Source organism: Clostridium ragsdalei P11 (assembly GCF_001675165.1).
GTDB classification, from domain to species: Bacteria; Bacillota; Clostridia; order Clostridiales; family Clostridiaceae; genus Clostridium_B; species Clostridium_B ragsdalei.
Window position 1 is genome coordinate 52,425 of record NZ_LROS01000044.1, and the last position, 18,876, is coordinate 71,300.

An 18,876-nucleotide genomic window follows, 5' to 3' on the forward strand; every position below is an offset into this window, starting at 1 on the left:
ATATCTGCTTTTCTCTTAGTTGGAGTAAATAGCAGCTACGTCCCTGGATAACGATTTCTAAGTATGAGTTGGAGTCAAAACTCCATCTCATGCCAAGAACTCTGTTTATAAAAGTACTTTTACTTTTGAAAATACTTACTTACTGCTTTCTTTACATCTTCCTCATTTGTTAAATATGGAAGAGTTACATGATCTGTTCCCTTATTATTTTTATTGAATTCTACTACTGTTTCAATAGCATGCTCATTTCTTGCCCAAGAACGTCTTGAAACACCACTCATTACATCCCAGCTTAATGCTGATTTTATTATTTCATCTGCTTTATGGCTTCCATCAAGTATAAGTCCAAAGCCTCCGTTTATAGATTTTCCTATACCAACGCCGCCTCCATTGTGGAGTGCAACTAAGCTCATTCCCCTTGCTGCATTTCCTGCATAACACTGGACAGCCATATCTGCCATTACATTACTTCCGTCTTTAATATTTGAAGTTTCTCTAAATGGAGAATCTGTTCCACTTACATCATGGTGGTCTCTTCCCATCATTACAGGTCCAATTTCACCTTTTCTTACCATTTCATTAAACTTAAGTGCAATATTTATTCTACCAGTTGCATCCTGGTATAGTATCCTTGCCTGGGTTCCAACTACCAACTTATTCTTTTCTGCATCCTTTATCCAGTTATAGTTATCTCTATCCTGGTATCTTCTATTTGGATCTATACATTCCATGGCAGCTTTATCTGTTTTTATTAAATCTTCACTCTTTCCACTTAAGCATACCCATCTAAATGGTCCATATCCGTAGTCAAACAGTTGAGGTCCCATTATATCCTCTACATAGGAAGGGAATATAAATCCATCCTTTTCATCTATTCCATTTTTGGATATTTCTTTAACTCCTGCATCATATACTGCTTTCATAAAGGAATTTCCATAGTCAAAGAAATATGTTCCCTTATCTACAAGAGCTTTTATTAATTCAAAATGTCTTCTCAAACTCTTATCTACTAATTTATCAAACTTTTCTCTATCTTCTGCAAGAAGTCTTGTCCTTTCTTCAAAGCTAATTCCCTGAGGACAGTATCCACCTTCATATACGGCATGACAGGAAGTCTGGTCTGACAATAACTCTACTTTTATATTATTTTTAACTACGTATTCCAGCAAATCTACTATGTTTCCATGGTATGCAATGGACATAGGTTCTTTTTTCTCCATGTATTCCTTTGCAACCTTAAATATTCTATCAAGGTCAGAAGATGATTCTTTTACCCATCCTTGATTAAGTCTTGTGTCAATTCTAGACTGGTCTACTTCTGCTATTATGCCTACTCCATTTGCTATTTCTATAGCCTTTGGCTGAGCTCCACTCATTCCTCCAAGACCTGAAGTTATAAATAAATGTCCTCTCAAGTCTCCATCGTTCGGAATACCAAGCTTCATTCTTCCTGCATTCAATAATGTATTAAATGTACCATGAACTATACCCTGTGGTCCTATATACATCCATCCTCCTGCAGTCATCTGTCCATAGTTTGCAACTCCCATTTCTTCTGCTATTTCCCAATCCTTTTGATTGTCAAACATTCCAACCATCATGGCATTTGTTATTATTACTCTAGGTGCTTCTGGTTTTGATTTGAACAGTCCAAGAGGATGTCCTGATTCAACTACTAAAGTTTGATCTTGAGTCATAACTTCCAAGTATTTTTTTATAAGTCTATACTGCATCCAGTTCTGACAAACGCTTCCTGTCTCTCCATAAGTAACTAATTCATATGGATATAGAGCTACTTCAAAATCTAAGTTATTTTCTATCATAACTTGGAAGGCTTTACCTTCTGTACATTTTCCCTTATACTCGTCTATAGGTTTTCCATGTATTCTTCCTTCAGGTCTGAATCTATATCCATAAATTCTTCCCCTTGTGGTAAGCTCTTCTAAAAATTCTGGTATTAATTGTTCATGGTATTTAGGTGGTATATACCTTAGAGCATTTTTTAAAGCAATTTCCGTCTGGGATTGTGTCAAATTGAATCCTCTATCCGGTGCCCTTCTTATGCCTTCTACAAATTTTGGCATTTCAGGTAATTCATCATCTAGTTTTACAGTCATAGCTTCACTAACATCAATGTTCTTAATCATATCATGTCCTCCTATGTTAAATATAATAATTTCATTATATTTAAACTATTTGTAATATAAAAAATTTAATGAAATTTATCTTTGCTTATATAATAAAACGTTTACGTCTCTAAAAAGTCAAATTTGTCTACAATATAAAAAAAATATTTTTAAATGTTTTTATATTGTAGACGTTAGATCATTTTTTAATTTCGACCTTTTCTAATCATTATAAACAAAAATTTGATTTATCAATGGAAATTTACGCTGATATTGTATTATAATATAATATAATACGTACTCTAAATGATTACACATTAAACACTAGGTTAAGGAGTTACGAAAGAAGGGATATATTGAACATTATATATGTAAAAATGTTGGGAAATTTTAATGTAACTATAGACAACGAAAAAGTTTTGTTTCCATATAACAAAGTACAAGCTCTTTTTTGTTACTTAATTATTAATAAAGAATGTACAAGAGAAAAGCTAGCTGGTCTTTTATGGCCAGAAGAAGAAGAAAACATAGCAAAAAAGAATTTAAGAAATGCTATTTATAAAATAAAAAAAGCTTTTGACCTAGAAGTATTAATATCACCAAGAAAGTCAACAGTTATGATAAATCCCAATATAGAAATAAAAACGGATGTAGATAATTTCTTGAGTAATACAGATGATTTAAATACATATAAGGGTCACTTTTTGACTGGTTTTTATGTGAAAAATGCAGAAACTTTTCAAACTTGGGTAATAGAAACTAGGGAACATTTCCAGCAAATATATATAAATAGACTAAAAGAAAATATAGCTATTGAAAAGGAAAATAAAAACTACAATAAAGTAGAAAATTACTGTAAATTGCTCATAAAAATGGATGAGTTTGATGAAGAACCATACAGAGAACTTATGAAAAGCTTAAAAAATAGCAATAAATGCAATAAAGCTGTAGAAGTATATCATAAACTTTCAGAAATTTTAAACAAAGAATTAGATGTAGAGCCACAGCCAGCTACAAAAAAATTATTTAATGAAATATTAAATGAAATGAGTCTTACAAATTGCAGTTCAAAATCAAAAGAATTCTTTTTTGGAAGGTATGAAGAACTAAAATGTTTAGAAGCTGCTTACCTAAAATTTAAAAATGGAATACAAGCAAAGTCTATTCTGATACTAGGAGAAGCTGGCATTGGTAAAACAAAACTTAAAGAAAAGTTCTTAGAAGGCATTTCTCAAAATAATATATTTGTATTAGAAACCCCCTGCTATCCCCTTGAAAAAGACTATATTTTAAAACCTTGGAATAATATTACACTAAAATTGTCAAAAATAATAGAAACGAATAATATAAATATCTCCTTATCTTGCAAAAGCATAATAGCTAGTTTTTTTCCTGAGTTTAGTAAAAATTATTTAGACAATCTAAAACTAATTGAAAGTAATAATTTAAAATATGAAATAATAGGAAAGGCTCTAGGAGATATACTAGGGATAGTTAGTTCTCATAAAAAAATAATGTTAGTTTTTGAGGATATTCAATGGTTGGATTCAATGAGTCTATCTCTTTTAAATAGTATACTTCTAAGTGAATCTAAAAATATAATTTTAATTTGTACCTGTAGAAATGAATACAATGAAGAACTGGATAAATTCATAACTTCCATGAATAGATATAACAAATTAAATACACTTAAATTAGAGAGACTCAATCATATAGAAACAGAAGATTTCATAAAAAAAGCACTACCTAACTACAATTTGTCTAAAAAAATGGCAAATAAAATATACAGTGAGACAGAAGGAAATCTATTCTTTTTAACTGAATACATGAATATAATAAAATCCAATGGAAATATAAACTTAATGTCCTCTAAAATGCAAGATATATTAAGGAGCAGATATTTGGATGTCTCTGAGGAAGGAAGAAAGATTTTAAACATATGTTCTATGTTTTTTGACGAAGTACCCCTTAATATATTAGCTAGCATTATTGGCAAGGATGAACTTGAAATAATTGATGTGGTTGAAGAACTGGAAAACAAATTTATACTTAAAGAAGTACTAAATGACAATAATATAAGCTTAAAATTTACCCACCAAAAATTTAGAGAATTCATATATTCAAACCAGTCTATGGCTAGAAAAAAAATTTTACATAATAAAATAGGTGAATTTTTGGAGAAAAATCTCCTTAAAGATAAGAATGATCTAAATACCTACTATAAATTAATATATCATTTTTCAAATTCTAATAATCGTATTAAGGAACTAACATACAGGATGAAAAATCTGAATATATATCTTAGTTTCAGCCATGAACTCTTTCCTGTACTTCATTATGGTGAAAATAAGTACAACAATTTATACTTTAGTGATGAAAAAACTTTGAAAAGTTTAGAGAAAGTGGAAAAACTCTTAAATAAAGTTGAAAATCAAAGTAGATCCAAGGAAACTGTAGATTTAGAAATAACATTTCTACTTATGAAGGGAAGATACTTAATTAAAATAGGAGATTACGAAAATGGAACTTCCATAATAAAAAATATGATAGATAAAGCTCTTAATATAGCTGCTCTTAGTTATGCCATTGAAGGTTATAAACAAATGATTTATTATTGTATTCAAACTTATAACGTAGAAAACATGATCATGTACATAAACCTAGCACTTTCCATTGCTAAAGAACAAAACTATGAGGATGAAAAAGCCATAATATTAAAATTAAAAGCTCTTTATAATAATATGTGTGGAAATTATAAGGAAGCAGAAAAACTGTTAAACGAAGCAATACATATATTTACTAGAGATGCAATAACATCGGACAAATATGTACTTAACATAGCTGCTTGTTACAATTATATAGGTGAAATTAGGAGACACTCCTTAGAGTTTTCTAAAGCTATTTGCTACTACGATAAGGCCATTAAAATGTGTGAAGGTAAAGGTGTTATGTCCAGCACTGCTATATTTAGTATAAATGCAGGTGAAACAGCCTTTGACATGGGAAATTATGCTGCTGCAAATGAGTACTTTAAAAGGTCTCTTAATATATACAAGCATTTTGATCTAGCTTGGGGACGTTCCATAGCTGAGGCTTTTATGGCTTTACTAAAAATAAATGAAAAAGATTACACTAAGGCTTTAAGCTATCTAAAAGATGCCCATACTCATTCTCAAATGTTAAAGAGCCCTCATGAAATAGGCCTAGTTTATCGGGTAAAAGCTAAAATAAGTACACAACTTAAGGAAAATAAGAAATTAAATAGTATATTCAGAGAATATCTCCCTAAAGATGCAAAAAACTATTGTGATATGGGTATTACCTATTTAAAAAAATCTTTAGATAACTATGAAATTGACGTACTTATGAAATTAAAGGATAAAATTTAATTTACACTATGGAAATATAACTGCAGTTGGTTGTTTTCAAGCAAAACTCAACTGCAGTCTTTTAAGTTAAATTTTATCCGATGACTACCTGCTCTAATACTTCCCCTTCCACAAGTTGAAGTAAAGAGCAGCTACGTCCCTGGATAACGATTTCTAAGTATCAGGTGGAGTTAAAACTCCATCTGATGTCAAGAACTCTGTTTATTCACTTAGTCTGGATTCAAGTACTTGATCTACACTAAAATTTTCTATTTGAAGGTAATACTCTGCACAATCTAACAAAGATTTCATAGGAACTAAGCCTATAACTTCGCTTCCTACAATAGGCACTCCATATCTTTTAGCTTCCATTCTAACCATTTCCTGTGCAGTATATATAGGAGTCTTTTCATAGTTTACTAGGTTCATAGATACCTGAACTATATTTCTTTCAGTTACCTTTACCCCTACAGCCTTAACATATCTTAATCCTCCACCTATGTATCTTATTTTTTTAGCAATAGCATTAGCTATTTCTATGTTATCTGTACCTAAGTTTACATTATATGCTATAAGTGGGAATCTAGCTCCTATAACTGTAGCTCCGCTTTTTACATTCATCTCACAAGGTCCAAAATCTGGTTTCCATTCAGGCTGTTTTATTTTTTCAAAAAATCCTTCATATTGTCCTTTTCTAATAGCAGCTAAATTTCTTCTTTCTTCAGATGTAGCTGCATCTTCGTATAAGTAAACTGGAATTTTCAATTCTTCCCCTACTCTTTTTCCAAGTTTTTTAGAAATCTCAACACATTCTTCTGTAGTTACATCTTTAATAGGTATAAATGGAACTACATCAGTAGCTCCCATTCTAGGATGGGCACCTTGATGATTTCTCATATCAATAAGCTCAGCAGCTTTTTTTATAAGTTTAAATGCTGCTTCTTCTACTTCTTCTGGTCCGCCCAAGAAAGTTACTACAGATCTATTATGGTCTTTATCTGATGAATAATCTAAAAGTTTAACACCTTCAGTTTTCCTAACTTCATCTACAATGCTTTCTATTATTTCTTTATTTCTTCCCTCACTAAAATTTGGAACACACTCTACCAACTTTGACATATCAATTGCCTCCTTAAATTTACTGTAGATTATTTTCATTTGATATTTGTAATTATAAATTAAATACATCTTTAAAACGTCTATAAATGAATAAATATTCAATATTTATATATGCTACTTTAGACGTTTATAGAATTTTTAACTGGAATTCATAATGTGCAATGGACAGTTCACAATGATTGATATGTGCAATAAAATATGCTGCTATAAAATAATTTTACAGCAGCATAAAAATATAAATTACATACTTTCTATAACTTCATAAAGTATGTTAAGTCCTTTTTCTAATTCTTCTTCTGAAATCACAAGTGGAGGAAGAAGCCTTATTACATTTGGTCCTGCAGTTAAAACAAGAAGTCCTTTTTCTAGTACCTTTTTCTGTACCTTTGAAGATTCTCCTTTAATTTCTACTCCAATCATTAGCCCTATTCCTCGTACTTCTACTACATTTTTAGAAGATTTATTTTTAAAGTATTCCTTAATAAATTGTCCTTTATCACTTACTTTATCTAAGAAACCTTCTTTACTAATTGTATTTAAAACTTCTATAGCACCTGCTGTACAAACTGGATTTCCTCCAAATGTAGATCCATGATCTCCATATTTAAAGGTATCCTTTAGTTTTTCATTGCAGAGTACAGCACCCATAGGAAGGCCTCCTCCAAGAGCTTTTGCTGTAGATATAATATCAGGATGTACATCATAATTATTAAAGCCATACATCTTTCCAGTTCTGCCTATACCACACTGTACTTCATCACATATAACTAAAATATCATTCTTTTCAGCTATTTCAAATACTTTGTTTACAAACTCTTTACTTAAAGGATTTACTCCGCCTTCACCTTGAACAGCTTCTATCATAATAGCACAACAAGTAGAATCAATAGTATCTTCTAGTGACTTAACATCAACATCAGTATACTTAAATCCTTCTGTAAAAGGATAAAAATAATTATGAAATTTTTCTTGTCCAGTTGCTTCTAGTGTAGTTATAGTTCTACCATGGAAACTCTTATTTAATGTAATTATAGTAGATCTACCTTTCCCATATTTATCAAAGCTATATTTTCTCGCAAGTTTTATAGCTCCTTCATTGGCTTCTGCTCCTGAATTACAGAAAAATACCTTGCTCATTTTTGAAAGCTCTGTAAATTTCTTGGCAAGTTCAAGTACTGGAATATTTAAAAATATATTAGAAGTATGTGGTATTTTCTCAAGCTGGTTCTCTACAGCCTTTATCCAATTTTCATTTCCATAACCTAGTGACATTACTCCAATACCTGATGTAAAATCCAAGTATTCCTTATCTGAAGTATCATATACCTTACATCCTTTTCCATGAGTAAACACTACAGGAAGATGATTATAGGTATTCATAAGATATTCCTTTGCACAATCTAAATAATTCATATTTTTTCCTCCTTAATAAATCATAGTTCCTATACCTTGCTTAGAGAATAATTCTACTAAAAGACAGTGAGGTACTCTACCATCAATAATATGTGCACTTTTAACCCCTGATTTTATAGCTTCAACACAACAGTTTATCTTAGGAAGCATTCCACCTTTTATAATATTATTATCATATAGTTTTGAAATATCTTTTAACTTAAGTTCTGAAATAAGTGTAGAAGGATCCTTTATATCTGTCATTACTCCTGGTACATCCGTAAGCAATATTAAATTCTGTGCTTTTAGTGCAGAAGCTATTCTATAGCTGCAGGTATCTGCATTTATGTTGTAGACACCTTCATTATCATTTGCAAGTGCCACACTGCTTATTACAGGAATGTAGCCGCTGTCTATAGAGTTTTTAATTACTTCAGTATTTATTTCAGTTATTTCTCCAACTCTTCCTAAATCCACTTTTTCGCAAAGTTTTTTAGCTCTTATCATAGCCCCGTCTAGCCCACAAAGACCTATAGCTTTTCCACCATAGCTTTGAATTAATTTAACAAGGTCTTTATTTATTTTTCCACTTAAAACCATCTGTACTATATCCATAGTTTCGTCATCTGTATATCTAAGTCCGTCTATAAATACACTTTCCTTATTTAATTTCTTTAAATAAGATGAAATAAAAGGACCTCCTCCATGGACAACTACTAAATTTATTCCAACACATTTCATAAGTACTAAGTCATTTATAACATATTTTTTGAGTTCCTCATCTATCATTGCATTACCGCCATATTTGACAACTATTGTTTTTCCTCTATATTTCTGAATATATGGCAGCGATTCTGCTAAAATTTTAGCCACTTCATTATAATTCAACTCCCGTGCCCCCTATGCATTATAATAATTTTATTTTTAAGACATATATTCTCCATTAATTTTCACATAATCATAGGTTAGATCGCATCCCCAACAGCATACATTATAATTACCTGAATTAAAGTTTATAATTATATCTATTACATCTTCTGATAATATATCAGTTGCTTCTTTTACTGAAAATGGAACAGGTTCTCCTTTTTCAAATACTAAGACGCTTCCTTTTTTACTTTCCATTGTTACCTGAATCTTGTTTATATCAAATTCAACTCCTGAATATCCTATAGCATCAAGTATTCTGCCCCAATTTGCATTGCATCCAAATAAGGCTGTTTTTACTAAGTTAGAGCAAATTACAGATTTACCAAGTATCTCACCTTTTTCTTCACTAGAAACATTTAGTGCTTTACATTCTATTAATTTAGTAGCACCTTCTCCATCTTTTGCAATCATTTTGGCTACTTCAACATTTAATTTTTTAAGTGCCTGTAAAAATAATCTGTAATCCTCATTTTCTTCATTTATAAGTGGATTTTCAGCCAATCCATTTGCCAGTATAACAACCATATCGTTGGTTGAAGTATCTCCATCTACTGAAACCCTATTATAACTTATTCGTACACTCTCTTTCAAAGCCTTGTCTAAAAGATCTGGATCTATATTTACGTCTGTAGTTATAAAAGAAAGCATAGTTCCCATATTAGGATGTATCATTCCTGATCCTTTGGCCATAACACCAATAGTTGCTGTCTTTCCTCCAAGTTCTAATTTTATAGCTATAGTTTTTTGAAAAGTATCTGTAGTCATTATAGCTTTGGATGCATCTTTATATCCATCCTTATCTAGTTTTTTAACCAAATCCGGTACTGCATTTTTTATAGCTTCAATATTTAATTTAACTCCTATAATGCCAGTAGATGCTACAAGTACATCTTCTTTTTCAATTTTAAGTTCTCTTGCTACATATTCACACATCTCTTCTGCATTTTTTAATCCTTCTTCACCAGTACAAGTATTGGCATTTCCACTATTTGCAATCACAGCTTGAGCTTTTTTATTTTCCAGATGCTTTTTAGTAACTATAAGTGGAGCTCCTTTAACTATATTCTTTGTATAAACTCCTGCTGAATTACAAGAGCTAATTGATTTTATAAGAGCCAGGTCCTTCGAATCTCTTTTTTTAATACCACAGCTAATCCCTGCAGATACAAATCCTTTTGGAGAAGTAACCCCTCCTTCTATAATTTCAAAATTCATTCTAATGTCCTCCTTAAAATTTAAGTATATAAAAGAAAATAGCAATTCAAAGATTCAAAATAGGCTAGCATTGTGGCTAGTTATTTTTTTGAATGTGCCTTTGATTAAAAAATGGCTGGAACAGCATTAAGTCCTTCCTTTTCATCAAACCCCAGTACAATATTCATATTTTGAATTCCCTGACCTGCAGAACCCTTTACCATATTGTCCAAACACGATATCATTATAAGTTTATTGTTTTCTTCATCGTAGTGAAGAGAAATGTGACAGTAATTTGAGAGCCTAACATTATTTATTTTTGCTACTTCTCCTAGAGGAAGTACTTTTACAAAAGGCTCTGCCTTATAAAATTCACAGTAATCTTCATGTAGTTTTTCCATATCTATTTTATCCTTAGGAGTTGTATATACTGTAGATAATATTCCCCTGTTTATAGGAATTAAATGAGGAATAAAAGTTAACTTAACATCTTTTTTTGATACACTGCTTAAATTTTCTTCTATTTCAGGAGTATGCCTGTGATTTGCTACTTTATAAGCACTAAAACTTTCATTGCAATTTACAAAATGGCTGCCTTCCTTTAATGATCTTCCTGAACCTGTTACCCCTGATTTACAATCTGCAATTATTCCTTTTTCCTCTATGAAACCACCTGAAATAAGCGGAAGAAGAGCAAGTTCAACAGATGTAGCATAGCACCCTGGATTACCTATAATTTTTGCTTCTTTTATATATTTTCTATTTAACTCAGGAAGCCCATATACGGACTTCTCGTGTAAATCCATTATTTCAAAATCTTTTTTATACCATTTTTTATATGCAGTTTCACTTTTAAATCTAAAATCCGCTCCCATATCTATACATATTTTATTTTTTTTCACTGCCTTTTCCACAATGCTTTCACTTAATCCACTTGGAAGGCCTAAAAAAATAAGGTCACTCTTTTCTATAACTTCATCTTCATTTCCATATACAATTTCATTTATTCCATAAAAATTTGGATATATACTAGAAATAGTTTTTCCACTATAACTGGTAGAAGATACAGCTGATATTTTCACTTTATTATGATTTGATAAAAGTCTTAATAGCTCTGCACCTACATAGCCAGTTCCTCCAATAATTCCTACTTGTATCAATATAATTTGCCCCCTTCTAATTCCATGTGAAAAGTAATATAACTTTATAAATATGTAGTTATTATATGACTTTATAAATAAATATGCAATATTTTTTATAAAAATAAATATATTTTTTTTAGTAAACTTCATATAAATCAAACATTATCAATGTGTAAAGCACTTTGTTCTAAATTTCATTTAATTATAAATATGCAATTTTTAAGATTACTATACAAAAATTTATCTGATGACAAAAACTCTGTTTATCTATTTTGAAATAATCCAAGTATATCCTCTTCAGTAAAACTTTTTAAATTTTCACCTGCCACCAATTTATTTTCCATTAATTTTTCTATAAGCTTTTTCTTCTCGTTTTGAAGAAGTACTATCTTCTCTTCAATTGTACCTTTAGCTATAATTTTTATAACTTCCACTACATTTTTTTGTCCTATTCTATGAGTCCTATCTGCAGCCTGTTCTTCTACAGCTGTATTCCACCAGGGATCAAAATGAATTACCACATCTGCTGAAGTTAAATTTAATCCTGTTCCTCCAGCTTTTAAGCTTATTAAAAACACTGGATTTTTACCTTTGTTAAATTTTTTTACTATATTTATTCTTTCTTCTGATTTTATAGTACCGTCTAAATAACTAAATGGAATTTTCTCTCCAGAAACTTTTTCTCCTATATTTTTAAGCACAGATGTAAATTGAGAAAAAACAAGTATTCTATGTCCCTGTGCTATACTTTTATGAAGGAGCTCCACTAGTGCATCCATTTTTCCATTTCCACCGCTGTAATTATTTATTAATATACTAGGATCTAAACATAATTGCCTAAGTTTCGTTATATAGGAAAGTATCTCTATTTTACTATTCTTAAATTTATCCTCTTTTACTTTTTTTTCAATGAGGTCAACTGCATGATCTGCATAAGTTTTATAAACTTTTTTCTGCTTATCATCTAAAGTAACCATAAGTGTCTTTTCTATTTTATCAGGTAATTCCACTATAACATCCTTTTTCTTCCGTCTAAGTATAAAAGGAGCTATGAGTCTATTTAAATCCTCAATTACCTCAGGACTCTCTTTAAGCTTTTTATAGTATCTTACACTAAATCTATTTTTATCATATAGATAACCTGGCATTATAAAATCAAATATAGACCATAGTTCCATAAGAGAGTTTTCCATAGGGGTTCCAGATAGAGCAAACCGTGTCTTTGCCTTTATTTGTTTTGCTGCCTTTGTATTTTGAGCATTTGGATTTTTTATATATTGTGCTTCATCTAATATACAGTAATCAAATTCTCTTTCAGAGTACATTTTCAAATCCCTTTTTAAAAGATTATATGTAGTTATAATAACATCGTAGTTTCCCATATGAAAAGCATCTGTTTCTCTTTCTTCTTTTGTTCCTACAACAGGTAATACTTTTAAAGTAGGCGCAAACTTTTCAAATTCATCTATCCAATTGTAAACCAAGGATGTGGGGACTATAATTAAAGATTTGCTTTTCTGGCTGGAAAGTATAAAAGTAATAGTTTGCAGTGTTTTTCCAAGTCCCATTTCATCTCCTAGAATTCCACCAAATCCAAAGTAATCTAAATTTTTTAACCACTTATACCCTACTTTTTGATATTCCCTCAAGGAAGCATGTAATTCTTTTGGGACTTCAAATTCCAATTTGTCTACATTTCTAAATTTATTTCTTATTTTATTTATTTCTTTTTTTCCCTTTATATATGTAATATTGTTATCTTCCAAATATCCATCAATGAAGATAGCCTTGTTTGCATCTATCTTTATATTATTATCTTCTATATTATTATAGGAAACAGCATCTAAAAGTTTTAAAAACTTCTTAAGTTCTAATTCTTCAAGATCAAGATATTCTCCACTTTTCAGCTTGTAATATTTCAGGTTATCTCTAAATGCTTTTAATATACCTGTAGTTTCTCTTGGATCTATATCCCCTATTTTAAAATTCATTTCAAAATAATTATATTTACCTGTTTTGATATCGCCATTTATACCTTTACTTCCTATGGATTTTATGCCTTTAAAGTTTTCTGAATAGTAAACTTCCCCTATTTCTTGAAGTTTAAATACTTCATTTTTAAAGAAATTGAAAATATAATCATCCCCCATAAGGAAATAAAATTTCCCATTTACCTCTTCAAATCCTAGTGAGGTGAGAATTCCAATAACCTGAGATTCCCTTTTAGATTCTCTATATATAATCTTTTCATCACAATCTTCAAAAATATTAAATTCAAATTGTCCATATTTAACTTTTAAAACAAGTGTGATGTCCTTACCTTCCTTGTTAAAATAGAAGTTAAACTTACACTTATCAATTACTACCTTATTTCTTATAGTCTTTGACAAAGTAACTCTATCTGATAAAAAATTAAGATTGGGAATGAGCTTTTTTAATACAGTATCTTCCTGAGTTTTATCAATAGTTACTACCCTAGCTTCGTTAAATACCTTCAAATAAGGACTTATTTTATAGCAGAATTCATAATCTGGTAGATATATAGTAGAACCATATAAGAAGACATCATTTTTAGAGCTAAGAGACTCTGGCATGCCCGATAAAGATTTTAAAACATAATTGTCTTTTATGGTTTTCAAGTCAAACTCCACAGCTGGATTTTCAAATAGGATTTCTGTTTCTATAGGTCTAGAAAAAAATCCTTCATTTAGATATATTCTATGCTTTTTTATAACTTCAAAAAATTCTCTAACTAAATACTTGGGAATGATAATATACTTTCCACTTACACATTCGTCACCTTTTTTACGAAAATATTTATAATCCTTTTCCATTTCCTTCAAAGTTTCTATAAAGGAAATGAGTCTCTTATCCTTAGTGGATAACTTTTGCTTTTTTATATCAAAGGTAAAATTTTTACTATATTTTATAGGAACGTTATTATAATAGCATGTAAAAAAATGATTTATATCCTTTAAAACATAGAGGTTACTTGAACTTGTGGACTTCACCCCTATTTTAAATTCAGCTGTTATATTACCATTCCATTGGTTTTTATTTATATAAACCTCTATTTTTAATTCTTCCTTATCTTTTTCATCTCCTAAAAGCAAAGATAAAACATTACTTTTATTTTTAAATATACTATTTATATCATCATCTTTTAAAGCTTCATGCTGAACTAAATCCCCTAGAGCCTTATAAAAAGTTGCTGTGAGATGTTTACAGCAGTAGTTTGTTTTTTTAAATTCATTTTTTTCATAATCCTGGCAGCTGCAATATGTAGAAAAAATGCTTTTATTACCCGTATCCATTTCAATCTTAGTATTGTATTCGTTAAAAAGATTTTCTGAAATCACATTTCCCTCTATACAAATTAATTTGTCTTCATCTATTATATCTATGGAGGACACTAGATCATTGTCTAGAACTCTGTGACCTTTTAAATAATTTTCACCTGTAGTTTGTTCATTAAATATTTGTAACAATGCATCTTCAGTTAACATAACTTCTCCCTATAAATTTAAATTTTTCAATCCTTTTATTATATCATAAACAGAGTTCTTGGCATCAGATGGAGTTTTGAACTCCACCTGATGCTTAGAAATCGTTATCCAGGGACGTAACTGCTCTTTACTCCAACTTGGAGAAGTGGGAGTATTAGAGCAGGTAGTCATCGGATAAATAAGTTATAACTGATTGAAAGTAAAAAAAAGCACGCTAATTAAGCAATTTTAGCATACTTTTTCACACTTGATATTTAATTGTTGTTGAATTCTACTTTTCTTTAATTTCTTTAATTAAATCGTTAATAATAACTTTTGAATTTCAACTTCTGTCAAGAACCGATACTGGCCCTTTTCCAATGATTCATCTAACAGTAACCCTCCAATGGAAACTCTTTTTAGATACACCACATAGCAGCCTACTGCCTTTAACATGCGCTTCACTTGGTGCTTACGTCCCTCTGAAATAGTAAGATATCCAGAAACAACGGGCTGGTTATACTGGTCTGAATCTATATTATGTAAATTTCGAGCAGGCATTTCATGTTTAAACTCTTTATATATTCCACATTTTTGCACTTCTATTTTTGCAGGCTTCGTTAGTATTTTACCTTTCCCTATGTAAATTCCCTGCTCTAATTGCTTCCTATCTTCCTCGTCTAAAGAACCCAAAGCCCAAAAAAAATAAGTTTTTTCAACATGCTTTTGGGGATACATTAATTGATGTTCAAATTCACCATCGTTGGTAAAAAGCAATAATCCTTCTGTATCTTTGTCTAATCTTCCAACATGAAATATTCCATTCATGTTAACATCGTTAAAAAAATCAAATACTGTTTTATGAACTTTATCTTTCCTTGCAGTAATATAACCAGCAGGTTTATTAAACATATAATATACTTTTCCAGTATAAGTAACTACCTTACCAAGATATTCAATAACATCAGAACTTTCGTTAATTTCTACTGCTGGTTCTGTTACTACGTCTCCATTTACCTTAACCATACCTTCTTTGATATAAGTCCTAACCTTTTTCCTTCTTCCAACAGATGATTCTGCTAAAAATTTATCTAATCTCATGTTTAATTTCTTTAACCCTTCCTACAATACCCTTCAAGCATAACTTTGATGCCTCGATGATGAACCTGTGAGTTTGTAAGTATCCTTTGTACTACACCCTCAGTTAATTTCCCAGAACGCTGATCTTGTTTTTGTACAACTAAGACTTTTATTCCTACTTTTATATTTTTTCGTATCGTTCCATCCATAATATTACTCCTCTTTTTTATTTTTTATATAGCTTTACTACTGTCTCCACATATACAGTTTATTGAGGAAAGGAAACATTATACAAAGTATATTTGATAGAAATCCAATACATATGTTATAGCTTATTAAGATTTATGTCAATTAAAGATGTGTGCGTTCTTCAATTTATAATTTGCAAGGGTGGACAACGACAGTATTTAAAGAAACTTCACATTAAATAATTTACTATTTCATTTTCTTGCCTTTTTAGACATAGTTAATAAAACTACAGTTAATTTTTATAAGTAATTAGATCTTATTTGTACTTTTGTTCAAGCAATTCTAATATCTGAATATACTTAGTCTGAACACCATCTCTATACATTTTTTCTTCGAATTTATCGCATTCTATATTGACTTTATTTAATGTTTCTTCACAAAGTTCTCTCTTGGCAAAAGAATAAACAACATTGTCTTCCCTATCTATATGCCTATTCAATAAATGTGTATAAGATATAGCATTAGCAATTACGTCAAGTTTGGCCTCATTGTCACCGACCTTAACCCTAGCAATTCCTTCCTCAAGCTCCTTAATATATAGTCTTCCAAAGTCATGTTCAACAAGCATTCCAAACTTAACTAATTTCTCAGCTGCTCCTCCAATCTCATCTATCATTCTATTGAATAAGATTTTTTCTTCCTTCTCATGATGATTTTTATCTGCATAATTTCTTACAAAGTCAATTATCTTTTCAAAATCCCCGTAATCAATTTCTTTTCCATTCATAATACCTAAACATTCTTTTCTAATAACAACTAACATTCTTTTTATGTTTTTATGTTCCTCAATCATTAAATCAATTCCATCCATAAACTCATACCTTTCTTATTATACTTATACTATTATAGGATTAGCCTTTTTTATATTAAGTATCCTTAGATATAAAAACAAAAATCAGTTAATATTCAAATGTTTAGTTATTCGTTTTCCAGCGCTTCTTTGTAACTACTTAATAAGGTAACGAATAGAATAATAAAGAAGATTTATTATTCTATAGGAGAGAAGTTTCATGATAACTTATAAAGTTAAACATGGTGATACACTATATGCTATAGCACATCATTTCGGAATTTGTGCTGGAATGCTTGCAATGTCTAATAATATATTTGGGCCACATCAAATATCTGAAGGACAAGAATTATTAGTTCCAATTGGAATATCAAATAAGGACTTAAATTTTAGAATGCAATTTAAACTTATACAAAAATATACTGCCAAAATTGAAAACACATTTAAAGACTTTTTCATAAGTCTTAACGGTGTTCAAATTGGCAGTACATCCCGCTGCATATGTCAAGATTTCTTTATCAATGAATCTTACTTAGTGGGAGTGTTACAGTAGGTAGCCACCAGATAAATCTACTATAACTATTCACATACTTTATCTGGATTTAGTATATTTTTAGGATCAAATGCGAGTTTTATATTTCTCATAAGTTCAATATACTCTTCTCCATATTGTCTTCTTATATATTTCTTTTTAGCATATCCTATTCCATGTTCTCCTGAAACTGCACCTTCCAATTCTTCAGATTTTTTATACAGACAGTCAAATACACCGCTTAATTTTTTGTGCCACTCATCCTCTGACAAGTCATCTCTTAAAATATAAACATGTAAATTTCCATCACCTGCGTGTCCAAAACTTCTTATTCTAATATTAAATTTATCTTGAACTTCATTTGTGTACTTAACAAATTCCGCTACTCTATTTCTAGGTACAACAACGTCACATTCATCCATCTCCGTAGTAGTTGCCTTAACAGCTTCAAGGAAAGCACCTCTTGCAGACCAAACGGATTCCTTTCTTTCATCAGTATCTGTAATATATACGTCCAGCGCACCTTCTTTTAAGCATATATCTGCTACCTTTTCATAATCTCCTTCTATTTGCTCTTTGCTATTTCCATCAAATGTAAGCAGTAAATAGGCATCTGAAGAATTATCCGGGAATTTCTTACCTAAAAACTCTTCTGCTGCAAGTATTACTTCTCTTTGCATAAATTCTATAGCAGTAGGTACAGCTTTTGACTTTATTATTTTAGGTACCGTGCTTATAGCCCTATTTAAGTCAGGAAATGGTATAAGAAGGCTTATTGATTTTTTAGGAAGTGGAACTAATTTTAATATTATCTTTGTAATTATTCCAAGAGTACCTTCTGAACCGCATATCAAATCCTTTATGCTATAACCGGAACTATTTTTTACAATTTTTCCACCAAACTCTAATATTTTACCATTAGGAAGAACTACTTCAAGTCCTCTTACATAATCCCTTGTAACTCCATACTTAACAGCTCTCATTCCTCCTGCATTAGTACTTACATTTCCACCAATTGTTGCAGATTTTTCACCAGGATCTGGTGGGTAAAATAAATCATGACTTTCTACAAACTTGCCTATATCCATTAGAAGGACTCCAGGTTCTAATGTCAATGTAAGATTATCTTCATCCAATTCAAGTATATTGTTCATCTTTGTTAAATTTATCATTATTCCACCTTCTATTGGAACAGATGAACCAACAAGACCAGTGCCTGACCCTCTTGCCACTACTGGAATGTTGTTTTTATATGCATAGGCCATTATCTTTGATACTTCTTGTGCACTAAGTACTTCTACCATTGCATCAGGATATTTACTTACGCCGCCTAATTCATCATGGCTGTAATCTGCATTTATGTCTTCTCCCACAAAAACTCTATCTTTTCCAAGTAAATCTATTAAAAAATCTATATCAATATTGTCTAATTTTTTATACTTTTCAATACACTTTTCCATATCATTTCC

The 18,876-nt window shown here is 30.4% G+C and carries 12 protein-coding genes and 1 pseudogene; 2 read left to right on the forward strand and 11 right to left on the reverse strand.

Annotated features, from left to right (window positions below):
- Positions 1-119: 119 nt before the first annotated feature.
- Complete coding sequence (locus CLRAG_RS15400) at positions 120-2,147, reverse strand: urocanate hydratase (RefSeq protein ID WP_013238798.1); 2,028 nt, start codon at positions 2,145-2,147, stop codon at positions 120-122.
- A 335-nt stretch (positions 2,148-2,482) separates the two neighbouring features.
- Here CLRAG_RS15400 and CLRAG_RS15405 point away from each other — a divergent pair, with 335 nt between their 5' ends.
- On the forward strand, positions 2,483-5,515 hold the full coding sequence (locus CLRAG_RS15405) for an ATP-binding protein (protein ID WP_065079211.1): 3,033 nt from the start codon (positions 2,483-2,485) through the stop codon (positions 5,513-5,515).
- Between the two features lie 201 nt (positions 5,516-5,716).
- Here CLRAG_RS15405 and ftcD read toward each other — a convergent pair whose 3' ends face one another.
- The 9 genes and pseudogenes from ftcD to CLRAG_RS15450 form a co-directional block, all read right to left on the reverse strand.
- Positions 5,717-6,613: a glutamate formimidoyltransferase gene (gene ftcD / locus CLRAG_RS15410; protein WP_013238800.1), complete on the reverse strand. Its 897-nt coding sequence runs from the start codon at positions 6,611-6,613 to the stop codon at positions 5,717-5,719.
- Positions 6,614-6,853: 240 nt separating this feature from the next.
- On the reverse strand, positions 6,854-8,026 hold the full coding sequence (locus tag CLRAG_RS15415) for an aspartate aminotransferase family protein (RefSeq protein WP_013238801.1): 1,173 nt from the start codon (positions 8,024-8,026) through the stop codon (positions 6,854-6,856).
- 12 nt (positions 8,027-8,038) lie between these two features.
- Entirely contained in the window at positions 8,039-8,893 is an 855-nt protein-coding gene (gene argB / locus CLRAG_RS15420; protein WP_013238802.1) for an acetylglutamate kinase, read from the reverse strand.
- Between the two features lie 36 nt (positions 8,894-8,929).
- A complete protein-coding gene (gene argJ / locus CLRAG_RS15425) occupies positions 8,930-10,150 on the reverse strand; it encodes a bifunctional glutamate N-acetyltransferase/amino-acid acetyltransferase ArgJ (RefSeq protein WP_065079212.1) in 1,221 nt (406 codons plus the stop codon).
- A 104-nt stretch (positions 10,151-10,254) separates the two neighbouring features.
- Positions 10,255-11,289: an N-acetyl-gamma-glutamyl-phosphate reductase gene (gene argC / locus CLRAG_RS15430; protein WP_065079213.1), complete on the reverse strand. Its 1,035-nt coding sequence runs from the start codon at positions 11,287-11,289 to the stop codon at positions 10,255-10,257.
- Between the two features lie 245 nt (positions 11,290-11,534).
- A complete protein-coding gene (locus CLRAG_RS15435) occupies positions 11,535-14,777 on the reverse strand; it encodes a DEAD/DEAH box helicase (protein WP_065079214.1) in 3,243 nt (1,080 codons plus the stop codon).
- 294 nt (positions 14,778-15,071) lie between these two features.
- A complete protein-coding gene (locus tag CLRAG_RS15440; RefSeq protein ID WP_065079215.1) occupies positions 15,072-15,857 on the reverse strand; it encodes a pseudouridine synthase in 786 nt (261 codons plus the stop codon).
- Positions 15,844-16,045, reverse strand: a pseudogene (locus CLRAG_RS15445) (YwbE family protein). The gene CLRAG_RS15440 and the pseudogene CLRAG_RS15445 overlap by 14 nt, the downstream one beginning before the upstream one ends.
- Positions 16,046-16,341: 296 nt before the next feature.
- A complete protein-coding gene (locus tag CLRAG_RS15450) occupies positions 16,342-16,896 on the reverse strand; it encodes a hemerythrin domain-containing protein (RefSeq protein WP_065079216.1) in 555 nt (184 codons plus the stop codon).
- A gap of 199 nt (positions 16,897-17,095) precedes the next feature.
- Here CLRAG_RS15450 and CLRAG_RS15455 point away from each other — a divergent pair, with 199 nt between their 5' ends.
- A complete protein-coding gene (locus CLRAG_RS15455; RefSeq protein ID WP_065079217.1) occupies positions 17,096-17,428 on the forward strand; it encodes a LysM peptidoglycan-binding domain-containing protein in 333 nt (110 codons plus the stop codon).
- 26 nt (positions 17,429-17,454) lie between these two features.
- Here the strand turns inward: CLRAG_RS15455 and CLRAG_RS15460 are convergent, their stop codons facing one another.
- Positions 17,455-18,867 carry an FAD-binding oxidoreductase gene (locus tag CLRAG_RS15460; RefSeq protein ID WP_065079218.1) on the reverse strand — a complete coding sequence of 471 codons (1,413 nt, stop codon included), beginning with the start codon at positions 18,865-18,867 and terminating at the stop codon, positions 17,455-17,457.
- Positions 18,868-18,876 lie beyond the last annotated feature (9 nt).

What these genes read in the sequence shown, in the direction of transcription:
- CLRAG_RS15400 (WP_013238798.1), bottom strand. Translation starts at nt 2,147, where the DNA reads ATGATTAAGAACATTGATGTTAGTGAAGCTATGACTGTAAAACTAGAT.
- CLRAG_RS15435 (WP_065079214.1), bottom strand. Translation starts at nt 14,777, where the DNA reads ATGTTAACTGAAGATGCATTGTTACAAATATTTAATGAACAAACTACA.
- argJ (WP_065079212.1), bottom strand. Translation starts at nt 10,150, where the DNA reads ATGAATTTTGAAATTATAGAAGGAGGGGTTACTTCTCCAAAAGGATTT.
- ftcD (WP_013238800.1), bottom strand. Translation starts at nt 6,613, where the DNA reads ATGTCAAAGTTGGTAGAGTGTGTTCCAAATTTTAGTGAGGGAAGAAAT.
- CLRAG_RS15460 (WP_065079218.1), bottom strand. Translation starts at nt 18,867, where the DNA reads ATGGAAAAGTGTATTGAAAAGTATAAAAAATTAGACAATATTGATATA.
- CLRAG_RS15415 (WP_013238801.1), bottom strand. Translation starts at nt 8,026, where the DNA reads ATGAATTATTTAGATTGTGCAAAGGAATATCTTATGAATACCTATAAT.
- CLRAG_RS15440 (WP_065079215.1), bottom strand. Translation starts at nt 15,857, where the DNA reads ATGAGATTAGATAAATTTTTAGCAGAATCATCTGTTGGAAGAAGGAAA.
- CLRAG_RS15455 (WP_065079217.1), top strand. Translation starts at nt 17,096, where the DNA reads ATGATAACTTATAAAGTTAAACATGGTGATACACTATATGCTATAGCA.
- CLRAG_RS15450 (WP_065079216.1), bottom strand. Translation starts at nt 16,896, where the DNA reads ATGGATGGAATTGATTTAATGATTGAGGAACATAAAAACATAAAAAGA.